General features: G+C 61.3%; 15 protein-coding genes. 6 read left to right on the top strand and 9 right to left on the bottom strand.

The window, feature by feature from the left end:
* Positions 1–383: 383 nt before the first annotated feature.
* Together ydiJ and ppsA are read right to left on the bottom strand one after the other, a co-directional pair.
* A complete protein-coding gene (gene ydiJ / locus FCL40_RS09740) occupies positions 384–3,383 on the bottom strand; it encodes a D-2-hydroxyglutarate dehydrogenase YdiJ (RefSeq protein WP_136853106.1) in 3,000 nt (999 codons plus the stop codon).
* A gap of 96 nt (positions 3,384–3,479) precedes the next feature.
* On the bottom strand, positions 3,480–5,858 hold the full coding sequence (ppsA, locus tag FCL40_RS09745) for a phosphoenolpyruvate synthase (RefSeq protein ID WP_136853107.1): 2,379 nt from the start codon (positions 5,856–5,858) through the stop codon (positions 3,480–3,482).
* A 129-nt stretch (positions 5,859–5,987) separates the two neighbouring features.
* Here ppsA and ppsR point away from each other — a divergent pair, with 129 nt between their 5' ends.
* Complete coding sequence (gene ppsR, locus FCL40_RS09750) at positions 5,988–6,800, top strand: posphoenolpyruvate synthetase regulatory kinase/phosphorylase PpsR (RefSeq protein ID WP_136853108.1); 813 nt, start codon at positions 5,988–5,990, stop codon at positions 6,798–6,800.
* A 60-nt stretch (positions 6,801–6,860) separates the two neighbouring features.
* Here ppsR and FCL40_RS09755 read toward each other — a convergent pair whose 3' ends face one another.
* The gene (locus FCL40_RS09755; protein ID WP_136853109.1) at positions 6,861–7,304 is read right to left on the bottom strand and encodes a superoxide dismutase, Ni; all 444 of its coding nucleotides are present in this window, start codon (positions 7,302–7,304) and stop codon (positions 6,861–6,863) included.
* 287 nt (positions 7,305–7,591) lie between these two features.
* Between FCL40_RS09755 and FCL40_RS09760 the strand changes: the two genes are divergently transcribed.
* The 3 genes from FCL40_RS09760 to FCL40_RS09770 all read left to right on the top strand — a co-directional run bounded on the left by FCL40_RS09760 (position 7,592) and on the right by FCL40_RS09770 (position 10,493).
* Positions 7,592–8,512: an SPFH domain-containing protein gene (locus FCL40_RS09760; protein ID WP_136853110.1), complete on the top strand. Its 921-nt coding sequence runs from the start codon at positions 7,592–7,594 to the stop codon at positions 8,510–8,512.
* Positions 8,513–8,684: 172 nt separating this feature from the next.
* Positions 8,685–9,743 carry a 3-deoxy-7-phosphoheptulonate synthase gene (locus FCL40_RS09765; protein WP_136853111.1) on the top strand — a complete coding sequence of 353 codons (1,059 nt, stop codon included), beginning with the start codon at positions 8,685–8,687 and terminating at the stop codon, positions 9,741–9,743.
* Positions 9,744–9,836: 93 nt separating this feature from the next.
* Positions 9,837–10,493 (top strand): response regulator, encoded by a 657-nt coding sequence (locus tag FCL40_RS09770; protein ID WP_136853112.1) that lies wholly within the window; start codon positions 9,837–9,839, stop codon positions 10,491–10,493.
* Between the two features lies 1 nt (position 10,494).
* Here FCL40_RS09770 and FCL40_RS09775 read toward each other — a convergent pair whose 3' ends face one another.
* On the bottom strand, positions 10,495–10,836 hold the full coding sequence (locus FCL40_RS09775) for a YkvA family protein (RefSeq protein WP_136853113.1): 342 nt from the start codon (positions 10,834–10,836) through the stop codon (positions 10,495–10,497).
* A 114-nt stretch (positions 10,837–10,950) separates the two neighbouring features.
* On the opposite strand from FCL40_RS09775, the gene FCL40_RS09780 reads away from it, so the two are divergent.
* Positions 10,951–11,307 carry a YibL family ribosome-associated protein gene (locus FCL40_RS09780; RefSeq protein ID WP_136853114.1) on the top strand — a complete coding sequence of 119 codons (357 nt, stop codon included), beginning with the start codon at positions 10,951–10,953 and terminating at the stop codon, positions 11,305–11,307.
* Positions 11,308–11,566: 259 nt separating this feature from the next.
* Positions 11,567–13,600 carry a methyl-accepting chemotaxis protein gene (locus FCL40_RS09785; protein ID WP_136853115.1) on the top strand — a complete coding sequence of 678 codons (2,034 nt, stop codon included), beginning with the start codon at positions 11,567–11,569 and terminating at the stop codon, positions 13,598–13,600.
* A gap of 109 nt (positions 13,601–13,709) precedes the next feature.
* Here FCL40_RS09785 and FCL40_RS09790 read toward each other — a convergent pair whose 3' ends face one another.
* The 5 genes from FCL40_RS09790 to FCL40_RS09810 are packed head-to-tail and all read right to left on the bottom strand — an operon-like array spanning position 13,710 to position 17,779.
* Positions 13,710–14,279 (bottom strand): OmpA family protein, encoded by a 570-nt coding sequence (locus FCL40_RS09790; protein ID WP_136853116.1) that lies wholly within the window; start codon positions 14,277–14,279, stop codon positions 13,710–13,712.
* Positions 14,276–15,520: a TadE/TadG family type IV pilus assembly protein gene (locus FCL40_RS09795; RefSeq protein WP_205729123.1), complete on the bottom strand. Its 1,245-nt coding sequence runs from the start codon at positions 15,518–15,520 to the stop codon at positions 14,276–14,278. Before FCL40_RS09795 ends, FCL40_RS09790 begins: the two co-directional genes overlap by 4 nt.
* Positions 15,520–16,083 (bottom strand): tight adherence pilus pseudopilin TadF, encoded by a 564-nt coding sequence (tadF, locus tag FCL40_RS09800; protein ID WP_136853117.1) that lies wholly within the window; start codon positions 16,081–16,083, stop codon positions 15,520–15,522. The genes FCL40_RS09795 and tadF overlap by 1 nt, the downstream gene beginning before the upstream one ends.
* Complete coding sequence (locus FCL40_RS09805) at positions 16,083–16,595, bottom strand: TadE/TadG family type IV pilus assembly protein (RefSeq protein WP_136853118.1); 513 nt, start codon at positions 16,593–16,595, stop codon at positions 16,083–16,085. The genes tadF and FCL40_RS09805 overlap by 1 nt, the downstream gene beginning before the upstream one ends.
* Complete coding sequence (locus FCL40_RS09810) at positions 16,592–17,779, bottom strand: tetratricopeptide repeat protein (RefSeq protein ID WP_136853119.1); 1,188 nt, start codon at positions 17,777–17,779, stop codon at positions 16,592–16,594. Before FCL40_RS09810 ends, FCL40_RS09805 begins: the two co-directional genes overlap by 4 nt.
* Positions 17,780–17,789 lie beyond the last annotated feature (10 nt).

Below are 17,789 nucleotides of genomic sequence, written 5' to 3' on the forward strand. Positions count from 1 at the left end.
GGGCGCAAGACTAAGTAGCATGCAAGGGTCGACAGCGGGACAGGGTTCACAAAACCAGTGAGTGAACCCATCGAGTTAGCCCTTTGTTTCGCTGCCGGGCCCGGTCAGACAGTGCTCCCTTACCTACTGTCCTGATCGCGTCGACCGCGTCATATACAAGGTGACAAGGTCGCCGGCAGAGTGGTGATACGACGTTATCCCCTCTGCTGTGCCCCACCCCTACCTCAGCAAACCCGCTTCAGATTATTCATATTCAGCCAAGAGCGTGATCCCGGTTGGTTTTTCGCCGAAGCCAGGGGGATCCGGATCACATGGCCGCCCGGGGCGTTCGCACCAGGATCAAAAAAGGCGCCGAAGCGCCCTTTTATGCCATCGATACCGGCCTAGACCACCAGATCGAGCAATGCCTCCAGAGGGTGACGGGGCCGCTGCTTCTCATGACGCTTCACCTGGGATCGGCAGGAGTACCCGGAGACCAGCACCTCCTCGGTGGCCGCCTCGATGGCGGGCTTCCAGGAGAGTTCATAGAGATCCCTGGAGATGGCCAGGTTGCCCCTCTCATGACCGAAGGTACCGGCCATGCCGCAGCAACCGCCGGGCTGATGGATCAGCGCACCGCCGAAGTGACTGAACAGGGTCTGCCACTCCGCCACCGCCTGAGGCCTCAGGCTGTTTTCGGTGCAGTGGGTCATCAGCTTGTACACCGCCTCGCCCCTGGGCTTTGACGGCCAGCGCTCCAGCTGAGTCACCAGAAACTCGTTGAGCAGCAGCACCTGGAAGTCGCCACGGGCATCGCCCAGAACCAGGTTGTACTCATCGCGGTAAGTGAGCACCAGGGCCGGGTCCACCCCCACCAGAGTCACCCCGAAGCTGGCGACCCGGTTCAGGGCGCGGGCGCTGCGGGTGGCGGTTTCGGTAAACTTGTCCATGAAGCCTTTGATGTGCTGCGGCTTTCCGTTGGGCTGGTAATCCATCACCCGCACCCGGTAACCCAGGGCCTGCAACAGCTGGGCGGCTCGCTCCACCACCACCGCATCGTAGTAGCTGGTGAAGGGGTCTTGGACGATCACCAGGGTGTTGACCAGTTCCTCCTCGCTCAATCTGGCCAGCTCCGCCTCATCCAGGCGCAGCGCGGCGGGCAGGCGCCGGGCCAGGGTAGGCACCGACAGCGCCGGCGTATCCACATAGCCAAACAGTTTGCCTGCGGCCCAGCCGGAAAGCGGATTTTGAGTCATCAGGTTCACCAGCCTGGGGGCCCTGGCCATCCACCCCAGGGCCGACTCGATCCCCGCCACCAGGTAGTCCTTGGCAGGCCTAAGGTAGCGCTTGTGATAGAGGTGCAGGAAGCGGGCGCGGAAATCGGGCACGTCCACCTTCACCGGGCAGCCGCCGCTGCACGCCTTACAGGCCAGGCAGGTCTGCATCGCCTCATAGAGTTCATAAGAGAAGTCCTGACGCTTATGCTGTCCCAGGCTGGCTTTGATGCGCTGACGCAGGGACGCCATCGGCACCGCGTCCAGATCGGCGGTATTCACCCCCTCCTGTTCCAGCAACCTCAGCCACTCCCTCATCAGGGTCGCCCTGCCCTTGGGTGACCACACCCGGTTGCCGGTGACCTTGTAGGAGGGGCACATGGGGTTGTTGGCGTTGTAATCGAAGCAGAGGCCATTGCCGTTGCAGCTGATTGCCTTGTCAAACTGGCTGCGGGCCGCCTGTGGCAGCTGGCGGTCGAAGCTGCCCCGCTTGATCTCATCGATGCTGTACAGCTCCTCCTGGGAGTCGAAGGGGGGGCAGATCTTGCCCGGGTTAAGACGGTTGCCCGGGTCAAACCAGCCCTTGATGCGGCGCAGGTCATCGAACAACGAACCGAACACCGCAGGACCATACTCGGAGCGCACCCCGCGGCCATGTTCGCCCCACATCAGGCCGCCATATTTTCGCGTCAACGCCTCCACCTGGTCGGAGACGGTGCGCAGCAGCGCCTCGTCCGCCGGATCGCACATATCCAGCGCCGGACGTACGTGCAGCACCCCGGCGTCCACATGGCCAAACATACCGTAGCGCAGCTTGTGCCCGTCCAGCAGGGTGCGGAACTCGGCGATAAAGTCGGCCAGCTGCGCCGGCGGCACCGCGGTGTCCTCGGCAAAGGCGATGGGCTTGCGGGCCCCCTTGGCGTTGCCCAGCAGCCCCACCGCCTTCTTGCGCATCTGGTAAACCCGGGCGATCTCCCCCTTGTCCAGGCACACCCGGTGCCCCAGGACCCCCTTGGTCCCCTCCCCCAGCAGCGTCTCCAGACTGGCCAGCTTGGTGTCAACCTCCTCCTTGGAGCCGGCAAACTCCACCATGTTGATCCCCGCCATCGTCTCGTCGAAGGCGCTGGGCACCAGCTCGGAGACCTGGTGCCAGATGATGTCCTCCTTGGCCAGCCCCAGCACCGTTGAGTCGATGGTCTCCACCGCGGTGGCCTGGGCCTCCACCAACCGGGGCGCATGGCGCAGGGCAGAGTCGAAACTGTCGTAGCTGATGTTAACCAGGGCCCGGTCGGTGGGGATCTCGGTAAGATCCAGGGTGGCACTGACCACGAAGGCCAGGGTGCCCTCGCTGCCGCAGATCAGCCGGGTCAGATCCAGGGTGTCTCTGTCGGCGTCGTAGACGTGGCGCAGATCGTAGCCGGTGAGGAAGCGGTTCAGTTCGGGGAAGGTCTGCCTGATCTGCGCCTGCTTGTCACGACACAGGGTCAGCACCGCCTCCGCCAGTTCGCTGGCACGGCCGGTCAGGGCCTCGCGGGCCCGCGCATCCCAGGGGCCGGTAGTCAGCAGGGTGCCGTCGTCCAGTACACAGGTCACCCCCAGCACATGATCCGAGGTCTTGCCATAGATCAGGGAACCGGCACCGGAGGCGTCGGTGCTGATCATGCCGCCGATGGTGGCGCGGTTGGAGGTGGAGAGATCCGGGGCGAAGAACAGCCCGTGGGGGCGCAGGGCGTCATTGAGGGCATCCTTGATCACTCCACACTCCACCTCGACCCTGCGCGCCTGGGGATCGATGTTACTGACCCTCTGGAAGTGACGGCTGGTGTCCACCACCAGGCCAAAGTTGAGGGCCTGGCCATTGGTGCCGGTGCCGCCCCCCCGGGGGGCGAAGTGGAGCCCCTTGAAGGCCGGGGAGCGGGCCAGGCGCAGCATCAGCTGCAGATCATGGGCATCCTTGGGGTAGACCACCGCCTGGGGCATAAACTGGTAGACGCTGTTGTCCACCGCCATCGCCAACCGGGCACTGTAGCTGAGATCGATCTCGCCACTAAACCCCCGTTGGGCCAACTGTTCCGTAAAGTTCTTGTAGCGCGCGTCCATTGTTTGCGCCGTAGGCAAGGATGGGATCATGTGACCGCAAGTCCGCTGATGAATACTTGCCCGAATCATATAAAAAAAGGGGGCGCTTTAGCAGCGCCCCCCTCATTATCCTAGTATTGACCAGACTTATTTCTGAGTCAGGGTCTTGCCCAGGTAGAGCCAGGTTTCCACCACGGTGTCCGGGTTCAGGGAGACGGAGTCGATCCCCTCCTCGGCCAGCCAGGCGGCGAAGTCTTCGTGATCGGAGGGACCCTGACCGCAGATACCCACGTACTTGCCTCGGGCCTTGGCCGCCTGAATCGCCATGGACAGCAGCGCTTTGACCGCGTCGTTACGCTCGTCGAACAGGTGGCTGATGATGCCGGAATCGCGGTCCAGGCCCAGGGCCAGCTGGGTCATGTCGTTGGAGCCGATGGAGAAGCCATCGAAGTGGTCCAGGAACTGGTCAGCCAGCAGGGCGTTGGAGGGCAGCTCGCACATCATCTGTACCTGCAGACCATCTTCGCCACGCTTCAGGCCGTTCTTGGCCAACTCGGCGATTACCCCTTCCGCTTCGCCCAGGGTCCGGACGAAGGGGATCATGATCTCGACATTGGTCAGGCCCATCTCGCCGCGGACACGTTTGATCGCCTCACACTCCAGGGCGAAACAGTCGCGGAAGGAGTCGTCGATGTAACGGGAGGCCCCGCGGAAGCCCAGCATGGGGTTCTCCTCCTCGGGCTCGTAGCGATCACCGCCCACCAGGTTGGCATATTCGTTGGACTTGAAGTCAGACAGACGCACAATCACACGCTTGGGGTAAACCGAGGCGGCGATGCACGCCACACCTTCCGCCAGACGGGCGATGTAGAACTCAACCGGGTTGGCGTAGCCGGCCATCAGCTCGTCGATCTCCGCCTTCACATCGGCTTCCTGATCGTCGTAGTTCAGCAGCGCCTTGGGGTGCACACCGATCATGCGGTTGATGATGAACTCCAGGCGGGCCAGGCCGATCCCCTCGTTGGGCAGACGACCGAAGTCGAAGGCGCGGTCAGGGTTACCCACGTTCATCATGATCTTCATCGGCAGCTCAGGCAGGTCGTCCACCCGGGAGGTGGTTACGGAGAAGCCCAGCTTACCGTCGTAGATGTAGCCGGTGTCACCTTCGGCACAGGAAACGGTCACTTCACTGCCATTGGTGATCTTGGCGGTGGCGTCGCCACACCCCACCACCGCGGGGATGCCCAGCTCACGGGCGATGATGGCGGCGTGACAGGTGCGGCCACCGCGGTTGGTCACGATGGCGCTGGCACGCTTCATGATCGGCTCCCAGTCGGGATCGGTCATGTCGGTCACCAGGACGTCACCGGGCTGGATCTTGTCCATATCCTCGATGGAGTCCAGCACCTTGGCCACACCGGCACCGATCTTGTGGCCGATGGCGCGGCCCTCGGTGATCACCTCGCTCTTGCCTTCCAGGTTGAAGCGCTCCATCACCTGGGCGTCTTCGTTGGAGCGAACGGTCTCGGGGCGGGCCTGAACGATGTACAGCTTGCCGTCGATGCCATCTTTGGCCCACTCGATGTCCATGGGACGACCGTAGTGCTTCTCGATGATCATCGCCTGCTTGGCCAGCTCCAGCACCTCTTCGTCGGTCACGGAGAACTGCTTCTGCTGCTCCGCGTCCACATCGATGATCTCAACCTGCTTGCCGTGGGCTTCGTCACCGGAGTAGACCATCTGCACCAGCTTGGAACCCAGGTTACGGCGCAGAACCGCCATGTGGCCCTGGGCCAGGGTAGGCTTGTGTACGTAGAATTCGTCGGGGTTTACCGCACCCTGAACCACCATCTCACCCAGACCGTAGGCGGAGGTGACAAACACCACGTCTTCGTGGCCGGACTCGGTATCGATGGAGAACATCACCCCTGAGGAGGCCTTGTCGGAACGCACCATACGCTGGATACCGGCAGACAGGGCCACGCCGCGGTGGTCATAGCCCTGATGCACCCGGTAGGAGATGGCGCGGTCGTTGAACAGGGAGGCGAACACGTGCTTGATGGCCACCATCACGGCCTCGATACCGCGGACGTTCAGGAAGGTCTCCTGCTGGCCGGCGAAGGAGGCATCGGGCATATCTTCGGCGGTGGCGGAGGAGCGAACCGCGAAGGAGGCATCTTCGGCACCACCCTGATTCAGTTCGGTGTAGGCCTCCTTGATCGCCTGCTCCAGGGCGGGCTGGAAGGGGGTGTCGATGATCCACTGACGGATCTCGCTGCCGGCCTTGGCCAGGGCATTGACGTCATCAACATCCAGGGTATCCAGAACGGTGTGGATACGCTCGTTCAGGCCACTTTGCTCAAGAAACTCATCATAGGCCTCCGCAGTGGTCGCAAAACCACCGGGAACCTGAACGCCGGCATTCGCCAGGTTGCTGATCATCTCACCGAGAGAAGCATTCTTACCGCCAACACGATTGACGTCGTTCATGCCAAGTTCTTGGTACCAGAGTACATATTGGGTCACTGTTCAGTCCTCACAACCGCAGATTTATTATGACGCCCCTTCCTACGGGGTCGCTGGCATCATACACTGGGCCCAAATCGCCATAAAAGCCCAATTTTTATTGTAATTTTATTACTACATGAGGCCCGGATGACCCGCAAAGTATTCTACATCTCCGACGGAACAGCCATTACGGCAGAAGTGTTCGGACACGCCGTTTTGTCTCAGTTCCCAGTGGCTTTTGAACAAAGAACCATCCCTTTTGTCGAAACCTTGGCGAAAGCGGAGGAGGTTCGAAACCAGATCAATGACTGTTTTATTACGACGGGAGAGCGACCTCTGATCTTTCACTCCATCGTGAACCCGGAGATCCGCGCCATCATCTACTCCTCTGAGGGGCTGGATTACGACTTCCTCAACACCTTCGTCGCCCCCCTGGAGCAGCAGTTGGGGCTCAAGGCCGACCCCAAGGCCCACCGCACCCACTCCATCGCCAACGAGTCCTACAACGCCAGGATCGACGCCATCCACTACGCCATGGACAACGATGACGGCGTCACCCTGAAAAACCTGGAGGAGGCGGACGTGATCCTCATCGGCGTCTCCCGCTGCGGCAAGACCCCGTCGAGCCTCTATCTCTCCATGCAGTTCGGCATCAAGGCGGCCAACTACCCCTTTATCGCCGAGGATATGGAGAACCTGAAGCTGCCACCGGAACTGAAGCGGTACAAGAAGAAGCTGTTCGGCCTCACCATCAATCCCCAGCGACTGACCGAGATCCGCCAGAGCCGGCTGGCGGATTCCAAATACGCCTCCCCCCGCCAGTGCCGCATGGAGGTCAAGGAGGTGGAATTGCTGTTCAAGAAGGAGAAGATCCCCTTCCTCAATACCACCAACAACTCGGTGGAGGAGATCGCCACCAAGATCCTCTCGGAGACCGGCCTGGAACGGAGCATGTTCTGAGACTCAGATCCGAAAAAAGGGCGCCAGCCGGCGCCCTTTCCCATCAGGGTCATCCGGCAATCAATGCTTATGCTCCGGATAATAGGGCGCCAAAGCCTCAATCGCCTTGGTCAGCGCCTCGGCGTATTTGGAGTCGGCGTTCTGCTTGGCTTTCATCGCCGCCACGATCACCTCGTGGTGCTTCACCAGCCGCTGCTGATAATCCTTCTGGCTGGACTTGACCCGCTGGGTCAGGAAGTAGTCACTGATGGTGGCGATCACCTTCTGGGCATGCTGCTCCTTGTTGACCACCCAGCGCACCATCTGGTTTTGGGACTGGGCATCCTCCTTCCCCGCCAGTTCGGCCATCATCGCCGTGGCCTTGGCCACGGTGGCCGCGTCCTCCAGCATCTGGGTCACCCGGGCATGGTCATCATAGATCCCACAGGGCACCTGGCAGTGGGACCAGGCCAGGGGAGACAGCAGCCCCAGGCACACACTCAGCAATACCATCACCTTCTTCATACCTTGTTCTCCTTAACCGGGGATGATCTGACTCCAAGAGACAACTGGCTCAAACTTGGCGCCTTTTCACCCCCTCTATCGACATAGTCCACAAGCAGTATGGTTGGTGACACACCAACTTGCCGAGAAAACCATAATTTTCCGGCCGCCGTTAACCTCAAACAGAACACCATTCGGTTTTATCGATGTAAAAGCCCAATCAGTTCGCTTTTTATATTGATAAAATATTGGTATATTGAACCCATAGATTTAATTTACTTATCAGGTAATACACAAAGGAGATAACAATGACCAACTCAGGCAAGACTCAGCTGGCGGCTAAAGCGGCTCCCGTTGCCATCGGAATTTTTCTGGCTACTGTGGCAATCTTTTCCACCTTCTACACCGTGGACGAGGGCCACGTCGGCATCGTCAAGCGCTTCGGCGAAGCCCAGCAACAGGTGAATCCCGGACTGCACTTCAAGATCCCCCTGGCCGATTCGGTGCAGAAGCTGGAGATTCGAACCCGCAAGAATGTGGAGACCCTCAAGGCAGCCACCCATGAACAGATGCCGGTGGATGTGGACGTCTCCATCAACTGGACGGTGATCCGCAGCGAGGCGTTTGACCTGTACCGCAACTATGGCGGCCTGGACCAGTTCGAGAACCGCATCCTGGATCCGAGGCTGCGCTCCGCTGCCAAGGACGCCATCGCCCGCTATAAGGCGGAAGAGATCGTCCAGAACCGCGGCCAGGTGATCGCCAAGATAGAGGAGAACGTCATCAGCACCATGAGCGAATTCCCGGTGAAACTGGACAGCGTCCAGATCGAGAACCTGATTCTGCCGCAGAAGTACCTGCAGAGCATCGAAACCAAACAGACGGAGAAGAACCTGGCGGCAGCCGAAAAACACCGCCTGGAGCGGCAGAAGCTGGAAGCACAAAGGGAGGTCAACACCGCCGAGGCGAAGCGGGATGCCGAGAAGGCCAGGGCAGACGGTAACGCCTACGCCATTCTCACCGAAGCCCAGGCGGAAGCTGAAGCGATCAAGCTCAAGGGCCTGGCCGAAGCGGAAGCGATGCATGAGAAGGCCCAGGCGATCGCCAAGAGCCCGCTGCTGGTGGAGTATGTCCGGGCCCAGAACTGGGACGGCAAGTTGCCCAGCACCATGATGGGCAGCGACCAGAACGTGCTGTGGAACCTAGATAAGCAATCCGCCATGCGCTGATGCTGACTGGAGAGGGGGTAACCCCTCTTCGCTTTTTGTTGTTTTTTAATACAAATCACCCCAAGGCATTGGCTGGATTTGGATTGTTTCCTTACCTAAAGTGAAAGATTCGGTATAATCCGTCTAATTTGTTGCAAACGGCGGGCCCGGTCCCGCTCTGTTGTAGGCACACATGACTTTTAAAACCGATGAACTGCGGACCACCCTGCTGTGCAAGGTGATCTCCCCGGCGGAGCTGGCCCGCGAATACCCTCTCTCCGATGGTGCAGCAGAGGCGTTGCTCGGCGCACGCCGCCAGGTGGAAGCGATTCTCAGCGGTGAGGACCCCCGTCTGCTGGTGATCATTGGCCCCTGCTCCATCCATGATGCCGATGCCGCCCTGGACTACGCCAAGCGTCTCTCTCAGCTTCAGCAGGAGCTGGCCGAGGACCTGATGATCGTAATGCGGGTCTACTTCGAGAAGCCGCGTACCATCGTCGGCTGGAAGGGGCTGATCTCCGATCCGGATCTCGATGGCAGCTTCAGCGCCAACAAGGGCCTGCGCAAGGCCCGCAAGCTGTTGACCGACATCTCTGAGCTGCGCCTGCCCATCGCCACCGAGTTTCTGGACATGGTCAATGGTCAGTACATTGCCGATCTGGTCACCTGGGGGGCCATCGGCGCCCGCACCACCGAGAGCCAGATCCACCGTGAGATGGCCTCCGCCCTCTCCTGCCCCGTGGGCTTTAAGAACGGCACCGACGGCAACCTGCAGATCGCCATCGACGCCGTGCGCGCCGCGCGGGTGCCCCACATCTTCTACTCTCCCGACAAGGAGGGACAGATGTCGGTGTACCGCACCCATGGCAACCCGTTCGGCCACATCATCCTCCGTGGTGGCAAGTGCCCCAACTACCAGGCGCAACATGTCATCAACGCCAGCGAGCACCTGACCGAGGCGGGGATCAATCCCAGGCTGGTGGTGGACTTCTCCCACGGCAACAGCCGCAAGGAGCACCGCAGGCAGCTGGAGGTGGCGGCGGATATCATGGAGCAGATGCAGCAGCCCCATGGCCACGCCATCGCCGGGGTGATGGCGGAGAGCTTCATCAATGAAGGCAATCAGAAGGTGATTCCCGGCCAAAGCCTTATCTACGGAAAGAGCATCACCGATGCCTGCCTGGGCTGGGAGGAGAGCGAGGTCCTGCTTCGGGATCTGGCCAGGGCCAGCCGGGCGCGGCGACAACGCTGATCCGATGACCAGGGGCGCCATACGGCGCCCCTTTGTTTTTCGGCCAAATTTGCATAAAGTAGTGGCACTACAAGAAAAAGGACCCATAAAGCCATGGACCAGCCCTCACGCGCCATCCTCATTGCCGACGATCATCCGCTGTTTCGTCAGGCGCTGAAGCAGTCTCTCAGTCTGTTTATGGAGGATACCCTGTGGCTGGAGGCAGACAGTGCCGACTCTCTGGAAAAACTGCTTACCCATGAGCCGGCAATCGATCTGGTGCTGCTGGACCTGCAGATGCCCGGCTCCCGAGGCTACTCCACCCTGATTCACCTGCGCAGCCACTATCCCGCCATCCCGGTGATGGTGATCTCCGCCCACGAAGACGGCCAGACCGTCAGCAAGGCGATCCACTACGGCGCCCAGGGTTTTATTCCCAAGTCCGCCCAGCCCCAGCAACTGGCCGACGCCCTGCAACTGGTGCTTGATGGCGAGCTCTACCTGCCACCGGGGATGGAGGGGGTGACCGATGAGGCGCAGGGTGAGGATGACATCGGGGCCCGGTTGGCAGAGCTGACGCCTCAGCAGTACCGGGTACTGCAGATGTTTGCCGAGGGGCTGCTCAATAAGCAGATCGCCTATGAACTGGATGTCTCTGAGGCCACCATCAAGGCCCACGCCACCGCCATCTTCAAGAAGCTGGGTGTACGCAACCGCACCCAGGCGGTCATTGCCCTGCAGGGGCTGGATATGGACAACAAACCGGTCTGATCTACAACGCCGGTCCGAACCACTGCTCCACCTGAGCCGCGGCCTTGGTCCAGTGCTCATCGGTCAGGTGGGCAGCCACCGTTGCCAGGGCCACCGACAGTGCCCCGATATCATCTGAAAACCCCACGCCCGGAGTCAGGTCCGGTATCACATCCAGCGGCAGGATCAGGTACCCCAAGGCACCGATGATCACCGTCTTTGCCTGGGTCGGGGTGGCGGGGTCCATCAAACAGTAGTAGAGCACCAGGGCCTTCTCTACCGCCTCACGCCCTATGGTCAGCGCATAACGGCGCAGCTTTTGCCAGAAAGAGTCGACACTGAAGTGTTGTGAATAGTCATCCATCGGTTGTATCTCTTCGTCTCACCTGAAACCCCATAGCTTGATATACTACCTCACTGCGCCAGGCAACGGCAGCATCCGCCGCTTTTGCGGCACCCAATCCCCAGAGGACACAGTATGAACCTGAAACAAGAGCTCCAGCAGTTAAATAACCGCCTGGATGCCATCCGCCGTAAGCTGGACGCTGCCCACGAAAGGGGCGATATGGCGATGATCGACAAGTTTACCGAAGAGCGCCAGGCCCTGACGAAAAGGATAGAGAGCGTCAAGCGCACTCAGACCCGGCAGTTGGGAAAACAGGGCAACAAGGTGGGCGCCCTTCCCTTTAAACGCCCCCTGACCAAGGAGGAGCAAGCCGATCTGGGCAAGCTGAAGAAGTCGGTCCGTGGCCTGGTGGTGGTTCACCCGATGACCGCCCTGGGTCGTGAAATGGGCGTCACCCAGGTGACAGGCTTCTCCCCGAAGAAGTTCTGATCCCCTTCGGCGTTGATCCCGCATCCATGTGGGCTCAACGCCGGCCGGCCCTCCCCGTCAACGCCCGTCCGACCATCCCTGAAGTTCACAGAAACGACCCAGCCTGAGATCCCGTCCCAAGCCCGCAGAGCACACCTGCCCAGCGCCTTCACGAAACCAAAAACTCGGTTCAAGGGAGGGTTTCAGTGACCGATATGGATACTGAAGCCCTGACGCTTTATCTCTCAACCATCCACCTTTTCACCCTGGGGAGCTGAACGTGGCCCTACTATCCAACCTGAAACACAGAAGCCTGAGCCTGCAGTTGGGCCTGATGACTGCCCTGCTGGTGGCCCTGGCCTTTTCCATCACCGCCTACCTGGTCTATCAGGACAGCACCCGTACCCTGATGGAGAAGACCCTCGCCGAGCATGAATCCAAGGTCAAGGCACTGAGTCTGACCATGGAGCAGAGCTTCAATGGCTACCTGGATGAAGCCCAGAAGCTGGTCACCAGCCTGCGCAATCAATACATGGAGGATCTGCAGATCAGTGGCACCAAGGTCACCCTGGCGGGGAGGGAGTTGACCGATTTCGTCATCTTCGGCGACAGGATCAGCGATAACCTGCTGGTCGACCGATTCATGAAGGACACCCATGCCGGCGCCACCATCTTTACCAGAGAGGGCAACGATCTCTACCGCCTCTCCACCTCGCTGACCAACCTTCAGGGCGAGCGCATCGTCGGCACCAGGCTGGACAGAACCAGCCCCAGTTATCAGGCACTGATCCAGGGGCAGGACTATCACAATAAGATCGATCTGTACGGAAAGCAGTACCTTACCTACTACACCCCACTCCGCAACTCTGCGGGCGCCATGATCGGTGCCGTGGTGGTAGCCCTGCCGGTAGAGGACTCCGCCCGGGCCCTGTTTGACAGCCTGGCCAAGGTGGCCTGGGGAGACACCGGCTACTCCATCGTGTTCAGCGACGCAGAGAGCAACCGTGGCCGCTACCTGCACCACCCGGACAGCAGCAACCTCAGCAAGAACATCATCAATCTGGCCACCGACGAGAAACCGTTCCAGAAGCTGTTCGAAGGGGAATCCGGCGTCATTCGCTACCCCCATACCTTCAACGGATTTAGTGGGGAGAAGTACCTGGCCTACGCCAAGGTTCCCGGGTGGCAATGGGTGATCGCCGGGGGCACCTTCGTCGATGAGGTCACCAAGGAGTCTCAGGCCGTCCTATACGACATCATCCTGATAGCCACCCTGGCGGCCCTGACCACCACCCTGTTGCTTATCTGGCTGGTTCGCCGCCTGTTGGCCCCGCTGACAGACGCCAACGGCTATATGCTGGCCCTGGGGCAGGGTCGGGTGAGTGTGGCCATTCCTGAGATGCGCGCCGACTCCGGCAATGAGATAGTTCGTCTGCTGCACAACATGGGGCAGATGGCGGCCAATCTCCGCGGCCTGGTGGAGCAGATCTCCTCCACCAGCAGTGAATCCAGCCAGGCCGCCGACGGCGTGGCACGTTTCGCCGGCGACAACCTGGCCCAGGCCGACCAACAGCAGCACCAGGTGGACCAGATGGCCAGCGCCATCGAGGAGATGGCCTCCTCCGCCAACTCGGTGGCCGAACAGGTGGAAGCGGTGGCCAACAACGTACGCAATGCCGACGGAGACAGTGAAACGGGTGCCACCCTGGTGGCAGACATGGAGCAGCAGATCGCCCGCCTTGGGGAGCAACTGAACCAGTCCACCGACGCCATCCACCAGGTGCATGAGCAGAGCAGGAGCATAGAGTCGGTCACCGCGATGATCGACGCCGTCGCCGAGCAAACCAACCTGCTGGCCCTCAATGCCGCCATTGAAGCCGCCCGCGCCGGGGAGCAGGGCCGCGGCTTTGCGGTGGTCGCCGACGAGGTCCGCCAGCTGGCCCACCGTACCCAGAGCTCGGTCCAGGAGGTGGTTGGAATCACCGGCGAGTTGCAAAGCCGCATCGAGTCGGCGGTTGCCATGATGAACGCCAGCCAGCACTCCAGTGTCGAGGTGAGTGACAAGGCCCACAGCGCCGGCGACGCCTTCCGCGCCATCCGCCAGCAGATCCAGGGGATCGCCTCCATGGCGGAGAGCATGGCCACCACCTCGGAGCAGCAGGCCCAGGTCAGCCAGGAGATCGCAGCCAACGCCACCCAGGTAAGCGAACTCAACCGCTTGACCCGTGACGCCTCGGCCCAGACCGCCAACAGTGCCGAAGCGCTGCAGCGCCTGTCGGCCGACCTGTCCCAGCAGGTGGCTCACTTCAGCTAAGGGGTTCTCCGGAATCCATCAAAGAGGCGCCTTGTCGCCTCTCTCTTTTTGGTAGCTCCAGGCAAAAAAGGGGCGCCCCAGGGGCGCCCAAACTCGCTCGCTGGGAGACTCACAGAATCAGTTTGATCTCGACCCGACGGTTGCACCCCTGCAGCGCGTTCTCTTCCCGGCTGCATACCGGGCTGGACTCGCCAAAGGAGTAGGATTCGGTAACCAGATCGGGCCGCACCCGCTTGAGAAACTCGTCCACCTGCTGGGCCCGGCGCCGAGAGAGCGCCAGGTTGTACTGGTCACTGCCCAGGTGATCCGCGTGACCGGAGACCCCAAGGGCCAGCCTGCCCCCCTGCTCCACCATCACCACCAGCTCCAGCAGCGCCTCCTTGTGACCGGCCGTCAGCTCAAACTGGTCCAGCTCGTAGTGAAGCACCAGGGCCAGCCGGTCGAGATCGAAAGAGCAGTCCCGGCTCTCCGACACCACCTCGCTCTCCTCTCCCTTCTCCTCGATGGGGGTCACCTTGAGCAGGCGATCCCCCTGGTGGTGGCTGAGGGTCCAGGCGCCGGTTTGCTGGCTGCTCTGCTTGTACAGTGCCTGGCTGTCCAGGCAGCTTGCCCAGGCGCCCTGGGCGGCCAGGGTGGTGGCCAGCAGCCCCAAGGCGGCAAATCTATTCGGTGTCATCATTTCAGTCGCCCCGTCTCTTCGTTCAGCATCTGCAGAATGTATTTGTACACGTCCGGTCCCTGGCTGGCGTGGTAGATGTTCTTCTCCCCCACGCAGTCGTAAAAGCCGTTACTCTCCTTGTCCAGCAGGAAATCGATGCCGATCACCCCCGCCTTCACCGAGATCGCCTCCCCATGCCGCCCCTTCTTGCTCCTCATGTTGTCGAACAGCTTCTGGCACAGACCGGAGTTGACCAGCATCTTCAGGTAGCGGTTGGTCCTCACCCCGTTGTAGGTGATCTCGTTGTCGTGGCCGTCGGAGAGCACGATAAACACCTGGTCCGGGTTGAGGTTGGTGGCCTCGTTGGAGACCACCGCCGATCGCAACATCCCCTGCCAGGAGTGGGTACCGGCATAGCGGGCATTGGCGGTCATGGTGTCCAGCTCCGCCAGGAAATGATCGTAATCCTCGGTCAGGGGCACATCGTGAAAATTCTTCGGATAGTAGTAGTCGTAGTACTGGTAGTAGCTGGAGGCCGGCGGCTTGTCCTCGAACATCCTGGCCACCGTCTCGGTGGTGGTGTCATAGATGTCCATGTTGTAGAGCACCCGCTTGCCGCTGACCTTGCGCACACTGTATTTATTAAAGCCAATCAGTGCTATGCGACTCTTATCCTGGTTGTACTGATTGTAGAGCCTGAGCTGCTCCACCACCCTGGCCAGGGTCTCCTTGACAATGTCGAACTTGGGCTCGCCGTTGGTCCAGGACCAGCTCATCGAGTAGCTGAAATCGACGATGAAATAGACATCCACCGGTTTGGGCAGGTAGCGCTTGGAGAGAGAGCCCCCCTTGAGCTCGAACTGATCCTCAATGCCGATCTCCCTGTAGGCCAACCAGCTGTTGTACTTGGCCTGCACCACCACATCGGTCTGCATGGAGGGCGCCAGTTCCCCCGCCTCCTGCATGCAGCCACTGGCGTAGGTGCAGGCATCCTGATCGACGCTGACCGCCAGATCACCGACGTTGTCCTTGATGTAGAAATCGACGATCGCCTTGGCCAGCTGCTCCGACTCGGCCTGGGTCGGTTCGTTCTGGGCCGCCACCGCCAGGCTGGCGACCTCGGCCGCCTCCAGCAGCCGAGCATGGGCCAGCATCTGCTGGGCCAGGTGCATGGCGAAGGCAAACAACATCATCATCACCGGCAGCAGGCCGATAAAGATGATCATCGCCGCACCCCGTTGTTGTTTCGGCATCCTCTTCATCAGAACCTCGCGAATGAGATGGAGCTGGCCACGATGTTGAACGGGTTGCCATCGATGGCCCCCAACAGGTTGAACTCGGTCTTGTAACAGAGCGACACCTGGTAGATGGGCAGTCGGCGACTCTTGGAAGTAAGCGGCGACAGGCTGTCCATGGCACTGTTGTTGATGGACACCAGGTCGCAGCCGCTGCCGTCTCCCAGGGAGCGCACCGTGTAGGCGGCGGCGGGCGGCGCCGGAATGTACTCCTCCACCACGATGGCCAGGTCATTGGGATCGAAACTGGACAATGCCCGGGCCATGGCGCCCGTCACCACATCGCGAATCTCGCCCATCAGCTTGTTGCACTTGGTGGCGTCACTGCCGTTGACCCCGCAGATGTAGCCCTCGTCGTCGAAAAACTGGCGTCGCTCGGCCATCAGGGTGGCCGCCGAATAGGCCGCCCGGTCCATGGCGCCCTTCTTGGCGACGGCGATCATATAGTTCACCTGCAGGGCGAAGAAGCTGGAGAGCAGCACCAGAACCAGGGCCAGTTCGACGGTAAACACCCCTGCGACTCGATTCATCAGCAGCCATCCCAATACTTGAATTTACAGCGCTCGTACTCCTGGATCGCCGCCACCTCGCGGTGAACCCTGAGCTCAGGCAGGTAGATGTTGAACATCGGCTTGTAGCTGTAGTCCACCAGGTAGACCGCCACCGGCGCGCTCAGCCCGGTGGTGCGTGCCTTGGCACAGCTGAGCAGATCCGCCCCCCCGGCACTGCAGGAGGCGTAGTCCGCCATGGAGTCGAAGTAGAGGACGTCGGCGGTCATCGCCGCCAGCTCCTCGGAGCTCATCCACCAGGTCACCCCGTTCTCTATCAGCGCCTGCAGCAGCGCGTATTCATAGTCCGCCACCGTGGTGGAGCTGAGGCTGCCCTGTCGTTTGGCGGCATTGACCGCCGTGGCCAGGGCATGGTCGGTGGCGCTCATGGCGTAGGTGAGCACGCAGAACTCCAGCCAGGCCAGCACCATCAGGATCAGCAGGGGCAGTCCCAGTGCCGCCTCGACGGCGATCACCCCACCCTGGCGTTTCATGGGGCCACCCGCTTATGGCAGTTGGTCTTGAACACCACATAGGCGCCCGCTTCGCTGACCTCGGTCAGGAACGCCCTGGCGCCGGCCAGGCTGTCGAACTCGCCGACGCAGTAGCGGTAGCGACCACCGCTGAGATGCTCAAACAGGCTGCCGTAGCGCTCGTTGAAATCCTGCCGCAGTCGCCGGCTCAGGGGACGCTCCCAGGAGGTCACCTGGACACAGAACCGCTTCTCCTCGGCCGGGGTGACCACACACTGACCGGGCTGGCCGGCGGGGGGCGCCGCGACCGCCGGGGCGGTTGAGGGAGGGTTCCCGGCGGGCTGCGACTTGTCCATTTCGGGCCGAGACTGGGCAGCCGGCCCCGCCACTGGCTTCGGCTCAGGGGCGAACCCGGACTCGGTTTGAGGCTCACGACCCAAGCGCGCCTTGGCGTCGGACAGCGCCTGCTCCTCCATCCACAGCACCTCGTCCTGCTGCTTGGGCCTGATGCCTCCCACCAGAGCCTCCAGCCTGCGACGGGCCTGGGCCTCATCGTACTGCCGCCGCAGTACATCCAACGCCACCTCGGGCCGATCCGCCTGGATGGCGGCCAGGATCAGGTTGGCCTGAATCCCTTTGTCGGCGGGGTTCACCAGGTAGAGGGGGTAAAGCAGCTGCAGGGCGTCGGCGTAACGCTTTTGCATCATCCGCACCACCGCCTGGTTGTTCTTCACCAGCAGATCGTCGGCCCCCAGGCGGCGGGCCTCCTCAAACTGGGCGATCGCCTCCTCGTGCCTGCCCTGTCCGGCGCTGGCCCGCCCCTGTTGCAGCAGGTACTGGACGGTGTCCCCACCGGCCTGACGGTAGCCGTCGAGGGCCTGCTGGCACTCCAGCCAGTGCTGTTGCTGGCACTGGATCCGTGCCAGGGCCAGCTTCACCGGCGGCTGGGTCATCTCGGTCTCGGTCAGCAGGCTGGTGTAGAGCTCGGCGGAGCGGATGTCCCCCTGATCCAGGTAGACGTTGATCAGGGCCAGCTTGTACTGGGGCTTGCTCTGCAGGTTGGCCTTGTAGTGGGCCACCAGGCCGGGCTGGTTGTTGGCGGCTTTGAGCAGTGTCTCTCGAGTATCCAGGGGATCGTCCACCGGCTGGCTGGCGCATCCGGCCAGGATCAGTGCCAGCACCGCGGCGTTCAGGGTTCTCGTCATGGTTTGAAAT

The organism is Ferrimonas sediminicola, from assembly GCF_005116715.1.
Lineage (GTDB): Bacteria > Pseudomonadota > Gammaproteobacteria > Enterobacterales > Shewanellaceae > Ferrimonas > Ferrimonas sediminicola.

Coding starts and splice junctions, on each gene's coding strand:
- ydiJ (WP_136853106.1), bottom strand. CDS start 3,383: ATGATCCCATCCTTGCCTACGGCGCAAACAATGGACGCGCGCTACAAG.
- ppsR (WP_136853108.1), top strand. CDS start 5,988: ATGACCCGCAAAGTATTCTACATCTCCGACGGAACAGCCATTACGGCA.
- FCL40_RS09755 (WP_136853109.1), bottom strand. CDS start 7,304: ATGAAGAAGGTGATGGTATTGCTGAGTGTGTGCCTGGGGCTGCTGTCT.
- FCL40_RS09760 (WP_136853110.1), top strand. CDS start 7,592: ATGACCAACTCAGGCAAGACTCAGCTGGCGGCTAAAGCGGCTCCCGTT.
- FCL40_RS09765 (WP_136853111.1), top strand. CDS start 8,685: ATGACTTTTAAAACCGATGAACTGCGGACCACCCTGCTGTGCAAGGTG.
- FCL40_RS09770 (WP_136853112.1), top strand. CDS start 9,837: ATGGACCAGCCCTCACGCGCCATCCTCATTGCCGACGATCATCCGCTG.
- FCL40_RS09775 (WP_136853113.1), bottom strand. CDS start 10,836: ATGGATGACTATTCACAACACTTCAGTGTCGACTCTTTCTGGCAAAAG.
- FCL40_RS09780 (WP_136853114.1), top strand. CDS start 10,951: ATGAACCTGAAACAAGAGCTCCAGCAGTTAAATAACCGCCTGGATGCC.
- FCL40_RS09790 (WP_136853116.1), bottom strand. CDS start 14,279: ATGATGACACCGAATAGATTTGCCGCCTTGGGGCTGCTGGCCACCACC.
- FCL40_RS09795 (WP_205729123.1), bottom strand. CDS start 15,520: ATGAAGAGGATGCCGAAACAACAACGGGGTGCGGCGATGATCATCTTT.
- tadF (WP_136853117.1), bottom strand. CDS start 16,083: ATGAATCGAGTCGCAGGGGTGTTTACCGTCGAACTGGCCCTGGTTCTG.
- FCL40_RS09805 (WP_136853118.1), bottom strand. CDS start 16,595: ATGAAACGCCAGGGTGGGGTGATCGCCGTCGAGGCGGCACTGGGACTG.
- FCL40_RS09810 (WP_136853119.1), bottom strand. CDS start 17,779: ATGACGAGAACCCTGAACGCCGCGGTGCTGGCACTGATCCTGGCCGGA.